Origin of the sequence: Specibacter sp. NPDC057265 (genome assembly GCF_042668835.1) — a bacterium.
In the GTDB taxonomy this organism is placed as follows: Bacteria; Actinomycetota; Actinomycetes; order Actinomycetales; family Micrococcaceae; genus Specibacter.
Window position 1 is genome coordinate 95,221 of the sequence record NZ_JBHUYE010000003.1, and the last position, 15,219, is coordinate 110,439.

The following is a 15,219-nucleotide window of genomic DNA, read 5'->3' on the forward strand; positions in this document are numbered from 1 at the left end:
AAGCATCCTGGCCCTGCCCTTGGCCACCGTGGAAGGCCTAAAGCCGCGCGTGGGCTGTGGAGGACGCGCCGGGGTCTTCGCCGTCGGCTTCCCGGTGGCCGTCCCCGCCCTCACCGTCCCCGCCCTCGCCTTCCCCCGGGCCGTCCCCGCCCTGGCCCAGGGGATGGTGCGGCAGCTCAATGGACATGGTGGCGCCGCCGCCGGGGGTGTGCTCCAAACGCACAGTGCCGTGGTGGGAGGCAACAATGGCGGACACAATGGCAAGGCCCAGACCGCTGCCGCCGGTATTGCGGTCCCTGGAGGAATCAGCACGGTAAAACCGCTCAAACACCCGGGGGGCCTCCTCGTCCGAAATGCCCGGGCCGTGGTCACGGATCTTAATCACCGAGAACGTTGCGGCGCCCTCGGTGCGGGTTCCCACCATGATTTCAATGGGCGAACCTTCAGGGGTGTACCGCAGGGCATTGCCCATCAAGTTCGCCACCACTTGACGTAATTTGGCTTCGTCCCCAACACTGGGCGCCTGCATGCCGGGCCCGCCGTCAAGCCCAACAACGGCAAAGCTGCGGTCTTGGGCGGAGGCACGGGCATCCAAGACGGCGTCATGGCCAATGATGAGCAGGTCCACGGGCTTGAGTTGCAAGGGGCGCTGCTCGTCAATGCGGGCCAGCATCAGCAGGTCCTCCACGAGTTCACCCATCCGTTTGGCCTCGCTCTCAATCCTGCCCATGGCCGTCCCCACGTCCTCGGATGTCTGCAAAGCACCGTGGCGGTACAGCTCGGAGAAGCCGCGGATGGTGACCAGCGGAGTGCGCAGCTCATGGGAGGCGTCGGCGACGAAACGGCGCATTTTCTTTTCCGACGCCGTACGGGCCGCAAAGGCATGCTCAATATGGGCCAGCATGGTGTTCAGCGAACCCGAGAGCCTGCCCACTTCCGTGGCGGGGTTTTCAATCTCCACGCGCCGGGACAAATCACCTGCGGCAATGGCGGCGGCGGTTTTCTCCACGCGGCTCAGGGGCCCGAAGGAGCGTGTCACAGTCCAATAGGCAATCATGGTCCCCAAGGTCACTGCCAAAATTGCCACGCCGGCAATGACCACCGCTAGGCGGTCCATGGTCATGTTCAGGTTTTCATACGGCAGTGCCACCACCACGTAGCCTTGGTACTCCGGCCTGTTTTGGGCCAGATCCGCCGGACCGTAGTTGAACCTTTGCGGGGAAACCACTGTAATCCGCCAGGGCGCGCCATTGTCACTGCTGGGTACTGTAAAGATTTTGCCGCTCAGGGCCTGGGCCTCTTCTGCGGTGTATCCGGGATAAACGGGCTTGTCCCTACCCGAGCGGTTTTGATCAGCCAGGGCACCGTTGTCAAAGTGAAAGCCCACATAGTAGTCAAAGCTAAAGGGGGTCTGGGTGTTTTCCGGGTTGACTGTGCCCACCTGCACAATCGACTTTTGAAAAGTGTTCAGCTGGGTGTCCATTTGCTCCTCCAGGAAGGAATGCAGCAAAAGGAAGGTCGTGGCCCCCAGGGCAAGGAGGGAAACGCTCAACAGCGCACTGATGATGGCCACCAGCTGCGAGCGCAGTGACGCGCTTTTCCACAGGCTAATCAAGGGACGTGGCCAAGCAGGATGCAGGGGTGTTCAAGATTCCAACGTGTGCTAGCGCTTGTCGGGAGTCCGCAAAACATACCCCACGCCACGCTTGGTCTGAATCAAGGCAGGCAGGGAGGCATCAATGTCCACCTTGCGGCGCAGATAGGAAATGTAGGACTCCACAATGGAGGCATCGCCGTTGAAGTCATACTCCCAGACATGGTCAAGGATCTGCGCCTTGGACAACACCCGGTTGGGGTTGAGCATCAGGTAGCGCAGCAGCTTGAACTCGGTGGGGGAGAGCTCCACGGTTTTTCCGGCCCGGCGCACTTCGTGGGCGTCGTCGTCAAGCTCCAGATCGGCAACGCGCAGCACGGCGTCGTCGTCTTCCATGGGTTGGGTGCGGCGCAGCACGGCACGGATGCGGGCCACCACCTCATCGAGGCTGAACGGTTTGGTGACGTAGTCATCCCCGCCCACCGTCAGACCCGTGACCTTGTCCTCGGTGTCGTCGCGGGCGGTGAGGAACAGCACCGGAAAATGCCTGCCGGCGGCACGCAGGCGGCGGGTGACGGTGAAGCCGTCCATATCCGGGAGCATGACATCCAAAACTGCCAAATCCGGGTTGTGCTCTTCGGCTGCGGCCAGGGCCTCGCGTCCATTGGCGGCGGCAATGACTTCAAATCCAGCAAAGCGCAGGGACGTGGACAGCAGCTCCCGGATGTTGGGCTCATCATCGACGACTAGCAGTTTTGCTTCAGGTCCAGTGTTTTTCACCATTTCAGTCTCCGACTATTGGCTGGGAATAGGCTGGTTATTCCATGGATGTGTACTGTCAGCTTACGCCCAGACAGTTCCCAGTGACTAGAAGGGTATTTTGAAAATCTCCTGCTGCATGCCTGCCGCTGCGGAGCTGGGCAACACCAGCCGCTTTAAAAATCCAACATCTCCGGTGGCCCGTGACCACTGCAGCAGATGCTCACGCATTTGTTCAAGCACGTGAAAATATTGGCGTTCCACGGCCAGGTTCCGTTGCTCGCCGGGGTCGGCGCTGAGGTCATGCAATTGCTCGCGATGCTTTCCCCAGTCGTAGACGGTGTATTTCCACTGCTCCAAAATTACCGCGCGGCCGGAGGTGCCAGCCCCGGGAAGGTCCGCAGCGCCCGGGAAGGCCGTCTGGACCACCACCCGATCCGCCTGGGGCGCCAGCAGGGAACCCGCGGCCAGGCCGTCTGGCGCGTCGATTCCCGCCACCTCGCAAAGCGTGGGCAGGATCCCCAAGACGGCCGGAACGGGTATGTCCACCACGCCCGCGGACTGGCCCGGCACGTGCACCATGAACGGCACCTTGATGCATTCCTGGTGCAGGGCGGTCTTTTGATTCCAACCGTGGGACGCATCGCCGTCTCCATGGTCGCTGATGAAAACGACGGCGGTGCTGGCGGGCTCGATGCAATCCAGCAGCTGCCCAATGCGCCGGTCAACGCGCGTTACCAGCTCCGCGTACGCTGCCCGATAGTGGCGCCAGTCCTCGGGGCCGAACGTGCCCGTGCCATACATCCGTGCTGCAGCCGCCTGCTCAAACCGCATTGCTTCGGGTTCAAAGGGTGCGGCGGGGAAGTTTGCCGGCAATGGCGGCGCGTCCAGTAAATCCACAGGAGTAACATTCCCATACGGCATGGGCTGGGAGCGGGCATATTCACAAATGGTGTGCGGATCGTCGAAGGAGGCCACGAGCAGAAAGGGTTGTCCGCTGTCCCGCCGGCTCAGCCAGTCCGTGCAGGCTTCCACCAGTCCCTCGTCGCCGAAGGGATGAATGGGCGCGAAGCCGTCCGCGGCGGTGGCGCTGGCCTGGCGGGCATGCCACTTTCCAGCGTAGGCACAGTCATATCCGGCTGCAGTGAACCAGTGCCCCAGGGACGCCGTCCCGTGTCCGGGATCGTGGGACCTGTCCGGCAGGTCCTTTTCGTTGGACATGATGCCAAGCTGGTGCGGGTGCATGCCTGTCATCATGGAACTTCGCGCCGGAACACACAACGGGAATGAAGTGTAGGCCTCCGTAAAGACGGTGGAAACTGCCGCCAGCCGGTCCAGATTCGGTGTCCGAAAATGCGCATCAGTGTCCCTCAGACGCGCCAAGGCATGCGCGGCGAACTGGTCAGCCATGATCAACACGATGTTCATGCAGGGTGCACCAACTTCGCGAGGGTGTTTTCCCCGATCCAGGACTGGCCAGCGGTTTTGAGGGCCGCCAACAACTCACCCGACCACCTGCTCAGCTGGTCGGGGTCCGCGATATTGTGAAGTTCAAAAGGATCCTCCACCAGATTGAACAGGGACGTGGACAGGCCCTCATCCGGATGGAACCGGGCAATGAATTTCCCTGTGGCCGTCCGCAGGCCACGCACATCAATGTCACGGACATCGCGCGGGTAGTAGAAGTACAAGGCCGACGGCGCCCCTGAACCAGATGCCCCGGGTTGCCCCTGCGGAAGATCACCATCATGCGTTTTTGCGGATCCGGGTTCCGCCGCAAGCAATGCCCCGGAAACGTCCCGGCCCTGCATGGTGGCGGGCACCTTGCTGCTAAAACCCAGCAGCCCCAGGAGCGTCGGGGCGATGTCGACGCTGGACAGTCCCACCGTGGCAGCCGCGGAAGCGTCAAGACGTTCGGGCCACCGCATGACAAAGGGGATCCGCATGGATTCCTCATAGGGCACATTTTTGTAAAGAAGTTCGTGGCTGCCCATTTGCTGGCCGTGGTCGGAGGTGAAAATCACCAGCGTATTCCGGGCCAGGTCCAGGGAATCCAGCGTCTTTAGAAGCCGTCCCAGCTGGGCGTCAATGGCGCTGACCGCTGCATAATATAGGGGAGCGATGGCTGCCGCCTCCCGACCGGCATCGGATTTCAAGTTCACGTTGGGCCGGTTCAACAAGGACTCGGGGGCCAGGCCGCCGTAGCCGCGTTCATGGTCCGGCGGCAGCTGGTCAAAGGGCTGGTGCGGGGGGTTCCAAGAGAGCGCCAGGGCGAAGGGCGTGCCACCATGGGCGGGACCGGCGGCACCGTGCAAAAACTTCACGGCAACGTCCGTCTCATGGGCCGCCGACCACCCGGTGACGTTGAGACGCTGATGCCGTTCGGCGTCGGACGTCCAATAATGCGGGCTCAGGTGCTCGTCACAGCAGCCATAGGAATACCAAAAGTCGAATCCGTGGCGGCGGTCCCGGGGGGAGTAGGCATCCCAATACCGGCCGTCCGCCAACACGCCTGTGCCGTGTATGGCATCCTCGGGGACGGGTGCCTCCAAATGCCACTTGCCAATGTATCCGGTGGCGTATCCAGCGTCTCTGAGCACGGCAGCCCAAGAAGGAGAACCAGGCCGCAGGCCAACGCCCCATTGGGCGGTTTCGGAGTTCACATTGTGGGTGACGCCGTTGGAGACCGGGTATTGCCCGCTCATCATCATTGCCCGGTGCGGGCTGCACACGGGGTAGTTGCTGACGGCGTGGGCCAGCGAGACGCCATCGGCTGCGAGGCCATCCAAAAACGGGGTGGAAACGGGGTCGCCACCTGGTTCCAGACACATGGCCCGGAACTGGTCGGCAATAACGAACAACAGGTTGGAAGCCGGCATTACTTGCCCATGCCCAAAGTCAGCCCCTCGGTCAGGCGACGGCCCAGCCAGACGTAGATGATCAACATGGGCAGGACGACGATGCACAGGCCCGCGAAGAGGCCGCCCCAGTCGGCGCCTGAGTATGTCTGCTGCTGCACGAAGGAAATCAAGGCAACAGGCAAAGTGTACTTTTCGGTGGATTGGATCAGCGTGAGCGCCAGCAGCGTTTCGTTCCAGTGCGCCACCACCTGCAATACAAACGCCGTCAGGATGCCGCCCTTGGCCAGCGGGAGTGTGACCTGGACAAATGTGCGCAAGGCCGTCGCGCCGTCGAGCGCTGCCGCCTCCTCCATTTCAACGGGCAGGCTGCGGAAGAATGCCGTCAGCAAGAACACGGTGAAGGGCATGGACATGGCGATGTAGATCAGGTTTAGGCCAAGGAGGCTGTCCGTCAGATTCACTTTGTTCAGCATGACGAACAACGGAATGAGAATGACCTGTGCGGGTATGCCCAGGCCCAGGATGAAGTACAGGCTCAGCCCGCCCGTCAGACGGCTTTCCACGCGGGCAAGGTAGTACGCGGCAGGGGCGGCAATGGCGACGCAGACGAAGGATGAAACCGCCGTCGTCACCACTGAGTTGTAGGTGGCCGTGGCAAAGTCGCTTACGGTCCACGCCCGGACAAAATTGGAAAAGTCGAAGGTGTCCGGCAACCCCCAGGGGTCGCCGAGGATGCTCCGGGTGTCACGGAAGGACTGCAGCAGCATCCACAACAGGATGCCGATGCTGATGGCCACAACAGCCCAAAGGAGCACAACCCCCACGGAGCGGACCGCATTGTGTTCGGCACGCAGGGCCGGACTGACGCCGTGGAAGTTTTTGGGACGGCGGGCGGCGGATTTGGCCGGTGCCGGGGGTTGGGGATCTGTCTGGGTGCTCATGAAGGGTTCCTTAAAATTCAATGGCGTCGCGGCGCATCGCACGACGCAGCAGCACAACCAGCACCGAGACCAGGGCCAGAGAAATGATGGCCGAGGCTGTGGCGGCGCCGTAGGCGGGCGTTGACTGGCCGGAAAAGGCTGTCACGTAGGTGTACACGGCGGTGGTCCAGCTTTGTGTGGGCGGAATGCCTGCTCCGCTGCTGCCGCCAAAGACCCAGATGATTTCAAAGATCTTGACGGAGGAGATGGTCCAGAGCACCGCGCAGGTGCCAAAGACATCCCAGGTAAGGGGCAGGATCACATAGCGCAGCCGTTGGAAGGCGGTGGCTCCAGCCAGGGCGCAGTCCTCATAAAAGTACGGGGGAATGCGGTCCACGCCGGCCATCAGGATGGTGGTGAAGTAACCGGTGGTGGTGGCCACGAGGGTCGCCATGATGAGCGGGAAGATGTTTTCCTGGGCCAACCAGGCTGGCGGTTCAGTGACGCCCAACGGCTTGAGCAGGGTGTTGACCATGCCGCCGGGGTTGAAGATGAAGCCGGCCAGCACGCCAAAGACCAGGGCGTTGATCAGGTGCGGGAAGAAAATGACGTTGCGAACCACCTTCTTCCCGGCCATATCGCGCAGCACCAGGGTCATGGCAAACGCCAGGATGAAGATCACGGCACCGACCACAAACAGCAACAGCAAGGTGTTGCCGAAGGACTTCATGAACAGATCGTCCTTGAAAACCTGGACGTAGTTTTCCAGGCCCACAAACGTCATCGGACCGGAACCTGCCCAGACGTGCAGGCTGATCCAGCCGGCGCCGATGGCCGGGACAATGAACAGGACCGTGTAGAAGATAAAGGCCGGGCCGACGAACGGGATCAGGAGCTTGCGGCGCTGCCGGTCAATGCTGCTGCCGCCCTGCCCCGGCTTCGACTTTTTCGCCGAAGCCGGGGCAGGTGAAACCGTGTTGGCGGCGGTGCGGCGTCCAGTGGTGGTGGACATCAGCCGTTGTCCTTCCAGTAACCAATCTGTGCTGCCTTCATCTTGGCAACAAATTCCTCTGCCTTGATTTTGCCCAGGAAGAGTTCGTCGTTGATGGGCCAGAGGATCTTCTCCACATAGCCCGGAGAGGTGACGCCGTCATTTTGCAGGTACACTTCCTCGGCGTTGTCCAGGGCCTTCTTCACGGAGGCCATTTCAGGGGCTGTCGCGGCATCCTGGCGAACCGGCAGGACCTTGGCGTCGGTTCCGTAGGCGTCCTGGTATTTCTTGCCGAGCATGAACGTGGCCAATTCCTGGGCCAGTTTCGGGTTCTTCGCCTTCTTGGGGACGGCCCAGCCCACGAAGTCGGCTCGCACGGAGTCCGGCTGGCCAGCCATGGGCGGGAAAGGGAAGGACGCAAACTTGAAGGCAGGATCTGCATAAGTGCTGGTCTCCGTGGGAATCCAGGAACCATTCAGGAGCAACTCGGCGCTGCCGGTGGCCCACGCCTGCTGTTGTGCCGGCCATTTGCTGGCGTTGTAGCCCTGGATCAAGTAGTTTCCCTGGGCGATCTGCTCCACTTTCTTGGCTGCTGCCAGCACTTCGGGAGCGTCCCAGGCAGCGCCGGTCTTGTCTTCAGCGACCTTGGCGAAGGCGCCGGTGCCTTTAGAGCGCACCAGGGCAGTGGTGAACCACATGGAGCTGTAGCCGGAAATGTCACCATCGGCAGCCAGCGGAACCTTGCCCTCTGACTTGTACTTGTCCAGAACGGCGATGAAGTCATCCCACGAGCCGGGAGGGGTGCTTTCAAGGTCGGGGTTCTTGGCGGCGTCGTACCAGAAACCGTCGGAACTCAGGCTGTAAGGCAGCATCCAAGGTTTGCCATCGGCATCCTTGATGTTGCTGACTTCAATGTATTTGGCCGGAATCAGCTCCGAGACCTTCTTGCCGTCAACCTCCGCCGAGTAGGCGTCGTTCAGAGGCAGTGCCTGGCCGGTGTCGCCCACCACCGGAGCGAGCTTGGCGTAGGGACCGTCGACAATATCCGGAACGTTGTTGGTGTTCAGTGCGGGAACGAGCTTTTGGACGTTGGAACGGCCCTGCCACTGCACCTTTACGGTGGCCCCGGTTTCCGCTTCGAAGTCCTTGATGGCTTCGGCGATGACCTTTTGCTGCGGTTCACCCTCTTTCCACATGGACCAGTACGACAATGAACCGCCCTCTGTGCCGCTCTGTGCGTTGTCTGTGCCGCCGCCGCAGGCGGCCAGGGCCAATGATGAGCCAGCCAAAACGGCCAGCGTCCGTACGATGCGGAATTTGGTACTCATGCAAGACACCTCGTGAAGTTGTTGTGCCGTGGATCACGACTTGGTGAGAAGACTCAAACAGTCGAAAAAGGTAGGAATCAAGGTGTATTTGAAAGCCGTTTTAAAAAACCCATCCCAGTGCTGTCTCGCTACCGCCGGAAATTAGACTTCTCCTCAACGAATCTGCAACAGGATTTTGCGCATACATTGGAAATACACCTTTATTCATCTCTTATTCGTCTGTCAGGCTCGTCACAGGCGGGCTAGCAGAAAGGGCGCCGTGACTAGACAAGTGAAATCCGGAACAGTGCGCGATGCCGGTTCCAGGGAACTGAAATTCCAAGCGCTGGCTGATGAGCTTCGCCGCGGCATTTTGGCCGGCACCTGGGCTGCGGGTGCGAAACTGCCCACTGAGGCGAAGTTGGCGGCCGAGACCGGGTTGTCGCTGACAACTGTGCGCCGCGCCTTCGATGATTTGGTGCAAGCCAGAATTGTGGTGCGGCGGCAGGGGGCGGGCAGCTTTGTTGCCGGACAAGTGCCCGTGCGGCGCCGGTCCAAACTCGCCGTGGGTGTGCTGCTTCCGGACACCCAGCTGTACTACCCGCGCGTGCTTCAAGGCATCGAGGAGACACTCTCGGCTCAGGGCGTGGGTCTGCAGCTCTCGACGTACAACTATGAGCCGGAACGCGAGGATGCCGGCATCGACTTCCTCATTGATTCCGGTGTGGATGGGCTGATTTTAGTGCCCACTCTAAGTGGAATCAATGATCCGCAGCAGCGGGTGCGGGAGCTGGCCGCCTTGAACGTGCCCGTGGTCCTGTTGGAACGCAGTTTGATGGATCTAGGTCCGGGGGACCGCACCGAACATGTGTGCTCGGACCACCAAGGAGGGGCGTACGACGCCGTCCAGCACCTCATCGGCCTGGGGCACCGCAGAGTGGCGCTGCTGACCCGGACCCAGACACCCACAGAACCCGCCATTGTGGCCGGCTATGAACGTTCCGCAAAGGATTTTGGTTTTGCGCCTTTAATCTTCCCGGTGCAAAAGCGTGATTGGGAAGCGGGTGCCACCGAGCGGCTGCTGGCCAGCCTGAGGAATGCCCACATCACAGCCGCCCTGGTCTTCGGAGACCGGGAAGCAACGTTGCTGGAAGCTGCGGCACGCCGAGCCGGCGTGTCGATCCCGGAGGACCTGGCATTGGTTTCCTACGACGACGAATTGGCGGACCTTGCCGAGGTCCCCTTGACCGCCGTAGCCCCCGCCAAACACCGGATAGGAAAAATGGCGGCGGAAATTCTGTTGCGCCGCTTGGTGGAGGGTGACGATTGCCCCATCCACCAGGTGCGGCTGCGTCCGCGGCTGGTCATTAGAGAATCGTGCGGGGCCAAGACGCCATCCGTGCAGCACGACAAGGAATGAGTGAAAATGCGATTGGGAATTGTTGGCGCGGGCGCAGTGGCAGGACTCCATGCAAAAGGTGCAGCCGCCCTTGACGGCGTTGAGCTAACCGCCGTGTGTGACCTGTTGCCGGAGGCGGCCGCAGCCGTGGCGGAACCGTGGGGTGCTGATGTCTTTACCGACTACTTGGCCATGCTGGCTGCGGGGGTGGTGGACGCCGTTGTCATTAACACTCCGCACAGTCTGCATAAGGAGATGGTGCTGGCCGCGGCCGCGCACGGCGTTCACGTCCTGGTGGAGAAGCCCATGGCGACCACGATGGCTGACTGTCACCTGATGGAACAGGCCTGCGCCGGTGCCGACGTTGTTATGGTGGTGGGCCTCATCCAGCACTTCATGGCGGAGAAAATTGCACTGCAACACACTTTGGCCACCGGGGCGTTGGGTCAAGTGCTGATGATCCACGACTACCGCAGCACCGACTACCGTCCGGGTACCCGGCCAGCCTGGTTTTTTGACAAGTCGATCTCCGGCGGCGGGGCGTTCATCAACATTGGCGCCCACTGCCTGGACCGCAGCCTTTGGGTGGGCGGTGCCCCCGCGACACGGATATCAGCCACCACGTTGAACCGCTTTGGTTCACCGGTGGAAACTGATGGAACCATGGAACTGCTCTTGGCCAACGGGGTGCAGCTGCGGATCACCATTGTCTCTGACACGCCCCAAAACATTGATGAAATGCTGGTGGTATGTGAATTTGGCACCGTCACCGTTGATCCGCGCCGGGGTTCGTTCATGGAGATTGACGGCGTCCGGTCCACCTTGCACACCAGCACTCCGGCAGACATTCAAAACGCTTTCACGGCCCAACTTGCTGATTTCATCGCCGCAGTGGGCGGGGCCGAACCCAGTGTGAGTGGACAACATGCCAAGCATGTAGTGGAACTGGTGCTCGCCGCCTACCACTCCGCGGACAGTGGAACGGCAGTGAACGTGGCGGCAACCCTGCAGCCCACGCAATGATCAGCCCGGAACTTAAAAAGGGCGCGGACCTCTGCACTGGCTGGGACAGGGCGCAGTGGGAGGCTGTGGCTGATGAGCAAATCGCTGCGGCCTGGCGGTATTCATCTTTCCGCGGGGCCCACGTACGGTTCCCTCGCGAGGGGGAACAAGACAGTGTGGACCTGCTGGAAGGCTTTGCCAGAACCTTCCTGCTTGCAGCATTGCGGCTGGCGGGGGCTGAGGGGGAGCTTTCCGGAAGACTGTCTGAAACTGCCCAATGGTATGCCCGGGCGCTCGACGCCGGGACGGATCCGCACTCCGCTGAACGGTGGCCCGCACTGACCGATCATGGACAAGCGACCGTGGAGGCCACGGCCGTGGTGTTGGGCCTGCACTTTAGCCGTCCGTGGATATGGGAGGTGGTGCCGCAGCGGGTTCGGGACAATACGGCGGCTTGGCTGGCGCCCTCGGCGCAGTCCTTCGGCGCAGATAACAACCACGTCATGTTCGCGGCCACCATTCAAGCTTTTCTGGCTTCTGCCGGCTACGCCCATGACGCTGCCGGCATCGAGGGGGCCTTGGCAAGAATCGAAGACTGGTATGTGGGTGACGGCTGGTATTCAGATGGAGAAGGGCGCCGTTTTGACCATTACAACGCGTGGACCTTCCACCTTTACCCGTTTTTTATTCTTGATTTGCTCGCCGAGGCCGAGGCCGAGGCCACGGGCCGGCGCCAGGTGTATCGGGACCGGCTGGCACACTTTGTACGTGGCTACAGCCACCTGTTTGGGGCCAATGGCGCGCCATTGATTCACGGCAGGTCGCTGATTTACCGCTGGGGTGTCACCGCACCGTTTTGGATGGCGTTGCGCGAAGGCATCACAGTGGTTCCTGCCGGTCAAATCCGTCGGCTTGCCTCCGGGACGCTGAAATACTTTCTCGACGGCGGTGCAGCCCCGGAAGGTGTCCTCAGCCTCGGCTGGCATGGTGCGGACAGCAGCATTCTGCAGCCCTACAACGCCCCGGGTTCACCGCAGTGGGCCGCCAAAGGTTTCCTGGGGCTGCTGCTCCCCGCCGACCATCCAGCCTGGACCGAGCCGGAGCGGCAACTGCCGGTGGAAGAGGGAAACTTCAGCTTGCCGCTGGCGGGGCCCGGCTGGTTGGCAGTGGGTACCCAGGCCACGGGAACAGTCAGGGTACTGAATGCCGGAAGTGACGGGCACCCGCAAAAGGATGACCCGCTCTACCGGCGCATGGCCTTTTCCACCGCCACGGTCCCGTGGCTGGAAACCGATAGCTGTGTCCGTGACAATGACGTCTACGTTTCGAGCCCCGGGGGCGTGAGCAGGCACCGGGGCCTGCGCGGTGGCAGTGTGCGTCCCGGCGGTGGCTCCAGCTCCTTTGCCTTGGATGCCCACGGCCGGGACGTGCACGTGCAGTACACCTTTGCCGCGCTCGACGGCGTGGAAGTGCGGGCTGTTTATCTCACGGGAGTTGTGGGGTTGACCCCGGCCGTCTCCGGCTACTCGTGCAGCGCCCACGGGATTCTGCGCGGGCAGACGGAAGCGCAGGGCGCTCAGGCAGGGACTGAAGACGGCACGTCCTCCAGCTTGCTTCTGCTGGACAGCAGCGCAGAGCCAGGCGCTCGAGTGGTCCACGGCGGAGCGACTATTTTAGGTGCACACTCGGCGGTGCCGGTTCTTGACTGGCTGCCGGTTCGCTCCAATGAACTCCGGGCGCTGTATCTGGTGGGCCTGGACCTGACCCTGGCCCAGCTGCAGACCTTTGCTGCAGGCCTGCACTGGAGGTGGGCGCCGGACGGAGTGCAACTGAGTGTGGGGGAGCGGCACTTGGTGCTGCCGTGGCAGCGGAAAACACCCTGGCCGGCAGATTCGATCAACCAGGGCGTCTTCCGTTGGGAACCACCTAAAGATTAGCTGCGCAGCGTGAACAGGGCGGGGCGGCCCATCAGCCCTGCAACGGAAACGATGACCACAGTGTTTCCGAGGTGGTCAAGGCTTATGGTGGCCTCCGTGTCGGAGGTGAGGCGCCGGTACTTGACACCTTCGAGCGTCACTGTGACGGTGGCCGCTGCCTGGGTGGGATCGGAAACGGCCAAACTGCCCTGGCCGGGATTGCCTTCCCACTGCACGCAGGCGGCCTTGTCAGCGGAGAGCGGCCCCACCGTGCAGGCTTGCCAGAATACGGCTGCCACAGCCCTCTTTCCCAGTTCCACACCCTGGCCCGCGGCGTCATTACGCAATACCCGCGGAGCAAGCTTGTGGACGGCTTTTGCCGTGTCCTTGGCTGAAGCGCCGGGCAACAGTGCATAAGCGTAGGACGCGCCGGCCGGGGCTGTGCCGTGTTCAAAGAGCAGGGTGGCGTACTGCCGGCTGACGACGGCGGGTGTGCCGCCGGTGTTGATGTCCTGCCAGGCGCCGCTGCGCTGCTCACGCAACACCGTCAGTTCGTCCGCACCCAGCAGAAGGTACCCTCCGGTGCCTTCGACATGCGCCCATTTCGGTGCCCCGTACCTCGCCGGCGTGCCCGCCGCCGCCGTGTGAAGACGGCCATCCACGGTGATGGCCTGCCCGCCGTCGGCACCCAGATTGCGGTGTTCCATGACAGTTTCGACGGCGGCGCCACTTGCTGTGTGGATGTCGGCACCCAGCGCCACCACCATGTCCGTGGTGTAGAACCACGCCTTGCGGGCCTGCAGGCCTGTTCCGCCGGGGCCGATCAAGTGCATGCCCACGGTGCCGGATCCTTCCAGGGTGACGCCCCCGGTCCATTCGTTCGCAGGTGTTTTGCCGCCCCATTGGCCTTCCACCTGCGGCGGCAGGGGTGTGGTGTCCACGGTGATGCCCGGCAGTCGGCTGAGGTTGGCGGTGGGCCAGAAGTCGTCGTCGAAGTGTCCCTGGGTGCCGGCGTAGAGGTAGCTCATGCCGGAGCCGGTCTGGGCGCCGAGGTTGTTCTCGCCATTGCCGCATTCATACCAAGTGGTCCGGCGGCTGGACAGTCCCAGCGCGAAAGCCCAGTTTCTACCCCGGTAGACGGAGCGGTCCATGCCGGGGAAGAAGCTGTGCCCGGGCTTTTCGGCCGCGGCGCCGGTCGGGGAGGCCGCAAGTTCCTTTAGCAGGGCGGTGCGCGGGATGGAGGCTCCGGCCAAGGGGTTGCTGTACTTGTTGCGGGCAATCCAGCCCTTGCACAGGGCCCGCCAGCGGGCGGCAGTGGCAGCATCGGCTGCCTTGGCCAGCCACAAAATGGCCTCGATGGTGATGGTCCCGTCGTCAAAGCCCCGTTCCTGGGTTCGGGAGATGGCCCGGCCCCGGACGGAGTCCATCATGAGCCCGTCGTGCAAGAACGGGGCAAAGGAATTTTCCACGGTGTCAAACAGAATGCTCTGGCTGGGGTCGGACACGGCGTGATCGGAGCCGCCGAGGAGTGAGAACAGTTTGGCCAGCCCGCCTAGCAGCACCACGCCGTAGGTGCCGGTGTAGGGGATGGTGCTGTGCTGGACAAAGGAGCCGTCGGCATAAAAGCCGTTGCCGGAGGTGACGTACTGCCATACCGGGCTCAGCGCAGCAATGGCTGCGGCGAGGCGGGGGGCGTCGTTGCCCACGATGGAGCGGATGATGATGGCCTGGCAAATGTCCACCCGGTTGGCGCCTTCGGAGAGGATCTTGCCGCGGGAGTCAGGGAACTGTTTCGTGGGATCCGGGATGAAGTGGTCCACGGCAGAGCAGTACTTGGCACGCAGTTCGGCACTGACGTGGCTGCCCAGGATGGCGAGAGTGTCCGTCAGCGCCTTGGGGGTGCCGATCTCCCATGACCACCAGTTGCCGTATTCGGCCTGGGCATCGTTGTAGATGTAGGTGTTGCCGTCCTCGAGGGCGCCGAGGATCTGGTCCAGCAGCGTTGCGGAGCCCATGTATTTGGAGCCGGGGGTGGCCCAGGCGGTGGCCATCTGGGCGAGCCGCTTGTACGTGGACACGATGTGGGCTTCCCCAGAGAAGGGCGCGTCCGTGAAGACACCCAGCTGGCCGGGACGCGGCGCCAGGAGTGTGATGGATTTTGCCACGGCATTGTCCAGCGTGGTGGTGGCTGCTGCGAAGTCAGGATCGGCGGGGTTGATTACTGTGCGCCCCGTGATCTGGTCCACCCAACGTTCCCGCAATGCGTCAAGGTCGGCCGGGGTGGCTGTTTCGGCGGCATGGGCCATGGGAGTGAAGCCGGCTGCAAGCAGGCCCGCAAATGTCAGGGCCGCCGTGCCTTGGAGGATGTGGCGGCGGGAAAGTTCAGGCGTCATTGCAGGATTCCTTTTGTCTGTGCGTCTTGATCCGGTGAGAGTGACCCGGATCACTGGGGTCCCTGACAGTACAGACC

The 15,219-nt window shown here is 62.3% G+C and carries 11 protein-coding genes; 3 read left to right on the forward strand and 8 right to left on the reverse strand.

Annotated features, from left to right (window positions below; genetic code table 11):
* Positions 1-37: 37 nt before the first annotated feature.
* The 7 genes from ACFUCV_RS03595 to ACFUCV_RS03625 form a co-directional block, all read right to left on the reverse strand.
* On the reverse strand, positions 38-1,615 hold the full coding sequence (locus ACFUCV_RS03595; RefSeq protein ID WP_380812111.1) for a sensor histidine kinase: 1,578 nt from the start codon (positions 1,613-1,615) through the stop codon (positions 38-40).
* A 48-nt stretch (positions 1,616-1,663) separates the two neighbouring features.
* Positions 1,664-2,374, reverse strand: coding sequence for a response regulator transcription factor (locus tag ACFUCV_RS03600; protein ID WP_380812359.1), 711 nt, complete (start codon positions 2,372-2,374; stop codon positions 1,664-1,666).
* Between the two features lie 87 nt (positions 2,375-2,461).
* Positions 2,462-3,781 carry a sulfatase gene (locus tag ACFUCV_RS03605; protein WP_380812113.1) on the reverse strand — a complete coding sequence of 440 codons (1,320 nt, stop codon included), beginning with the start codon at positions 3,779-3,781 and terminating at the stop codon, positions 2,462-2,464.
* Positions 3,778-5,232, reverse strand: coding sequence for a sulfatase (locus ACFUCV_RS03610; protein ID WP_380812115.1), 1,455 nt, complete (start codon positions 5,230-5,232; stop codon positions 3,778-3,780). The genes ACFUCV_RS03605 and ACFUCV_RS03610 overlap by 4 nt, the downstream gene beginning before the upstream one ends.
* Positions 5,232-6,155 (reverse strand): carbohydrate ABC transporter permease, encoded by a 924-nt coding sequence (locus ACFUCV_RS03615; protein ID WP_380812117.1) that lies wholly within the window; start codon positions 6,153-6,155, stop codon positions 5,232-5,234. The genes ACFUCV_RS03610 and ACFUCV_RS03615 overlap by 1 nt, the downstream gene beginning before the upstream one ends.
* Before the next feature lie 10 nt (positions 6,156-6,165).
* Positions 6,166-7,146 carry a carbohydrate ABC transporter permease gene (locus tag ACFUCV_RS03620; RefSeq protein ID WP_380812119.1) on the reverse strand — a complete coding sequence of 327 codons (981 nt, stop codon included), beginning with the start codon at positions 7,144-7,146 and terminating at the stop codon, positions 6,166-6,168.
* The gene (locus ACFUCV_RS03625) at positions 7,146-8,453 is read right to left on the reverse strand and encodes an ABC transporter substrate-binding protein (protein ID WP_380812121.1); all 1,308 of its coding nucleotides are present in this window, start codon (positions 8,451-8,453) and stop codon (positions 7,146-7,148) included. Before ACFUCV_RS03625 ends, ACFUCV_RS03620 begins: the two co-directional genes overlap by 1 nt.
* Before the next feature lie 271 nt (positions 8,454-8,724).
* Here ACFUCV_RS03625 and ACFUCV_RS03630 point away from each other — a divergent pair, with 271 nt between their 5' ends.
* Genes ACFUCV_RS03630 through ACFUCV_RS03640 form a run of 3 tightly spaced genes read left to right on the forward strand, consistent with a single transcriptional unit; the run spans position 8,725 to position 12,770 of the window.
* Positions 8,725-9,852 carry a substrate-binding domain-containing protein gene (locus tag ACFUCV_RS03630; protein ID WP_380812123.1) on the forward strand — a complete coding sequence of 376 codons (1,128 nt, stop codon included), beginning with the start codon at positions 8,725-8,727 and terminating at the stop codon, positions 9,850-9,852.
* A gap of 6 nt (positions 9,853-9,858) precedes the next feature.
* Positions 9,859-10,854, forward strand: coding sequence for a Gfo/Idh/MocA family protein (locus ACFUCV_RS03635; protein WP_380812125.1), 996 nt, complete (start codon positions 9,859-9,861; stop codon positions 10,852-10,854).
* Complete coding sequence (locus ACFUCV_RS03640; protein WP_380812127.1) at positions 10,851-12,770, forward strand: DUF2264 domain-containing protein; 1,920 nt, start codon at positions 10,851-10,853, stop codon at positions 12,768-12,770. The genes ACFUCV_RS03635 and ACFUCV_RS03640 overlap by 4 nt, the downstream gene beginning before the upstream one ends.
* Here ACFUCV_RS03640 and ACFUCV_RS03645 read toward each other — a convergent pair.
* A complete protein-coding gene (locus ACFUCV_RS03645) occupies positions 12,767-15,142 on the reverse strand; it encodes a polysaccharide lyase 8 family protein (protein WP_380812129.1) in 2,376 nt (791 codons plus the stop codon). The two genes, ACFUCV_RS03640 and ACFUCV_RS03645, sit on opposite strands and share 4 nt — an antisense overlap.
* Positions 15,143-15,219: the final 77 nt, after the last annotated feature.

Coding starts and splice junctions, on each gene's coding strand:
- ACFUCV_RS03605 (WP_380812113.1), bottom strand. CDS start 3,781: ATGAACATCGTGTTGATCATGGCTGACCAGTTCGCCGCGCATGCCTTG.
- ACFUCV_RS03610 (WP_380812115.1), bottom strand. CDS start 5,232: ATGCCGGCTTCCAACCTGTTGTTCGTTATTGCCGACCAGTTCCGGGCC.
- ACFUCV_RS03615 (WP_380812117.1), bottom strand. CDS start 6,155: ATGAGCACCCAGACAGATCCCCAACCCCCGGCACCGGCCAAATCCGCC.
- ACFUCV_RS03620 (WP_380812119.1), bottom strand. CDS start 7,146: ATGTCCACCACCACTGGACGCCGCACCGCCGCCAACACGGTTTCACCT.
- ACFUCV_RS03625 (WP_380812121.1), bottom strand. CDS start 8,453: ATGAGTACCAAATTCCGCATCGTACGGACGCTGGCCGTTTTGGCTGGC.
- ACFUCV_RS03635 (WP_380812125.1), top strand. CDS start 9,859: ATGCGATTGGGAATTGTTGGCGCGGGCGCAGTGGCAGGACTCCATGCA.
- ACFUCV_RS03640 (WP_380812127.1), top strand. CDS start 10,851: ATGATCAGCCCGGAACTTAAAAAGGGCGCGGACCTCTGCACTGGCTGG.
- ACFUCV_RS03645 (WP_380812129.1), bottom strand. CDS start 15,142: ATGACGCCTGAACTTTCCCGCCGCCACATCCTCCAAGGCACGGCGGCC.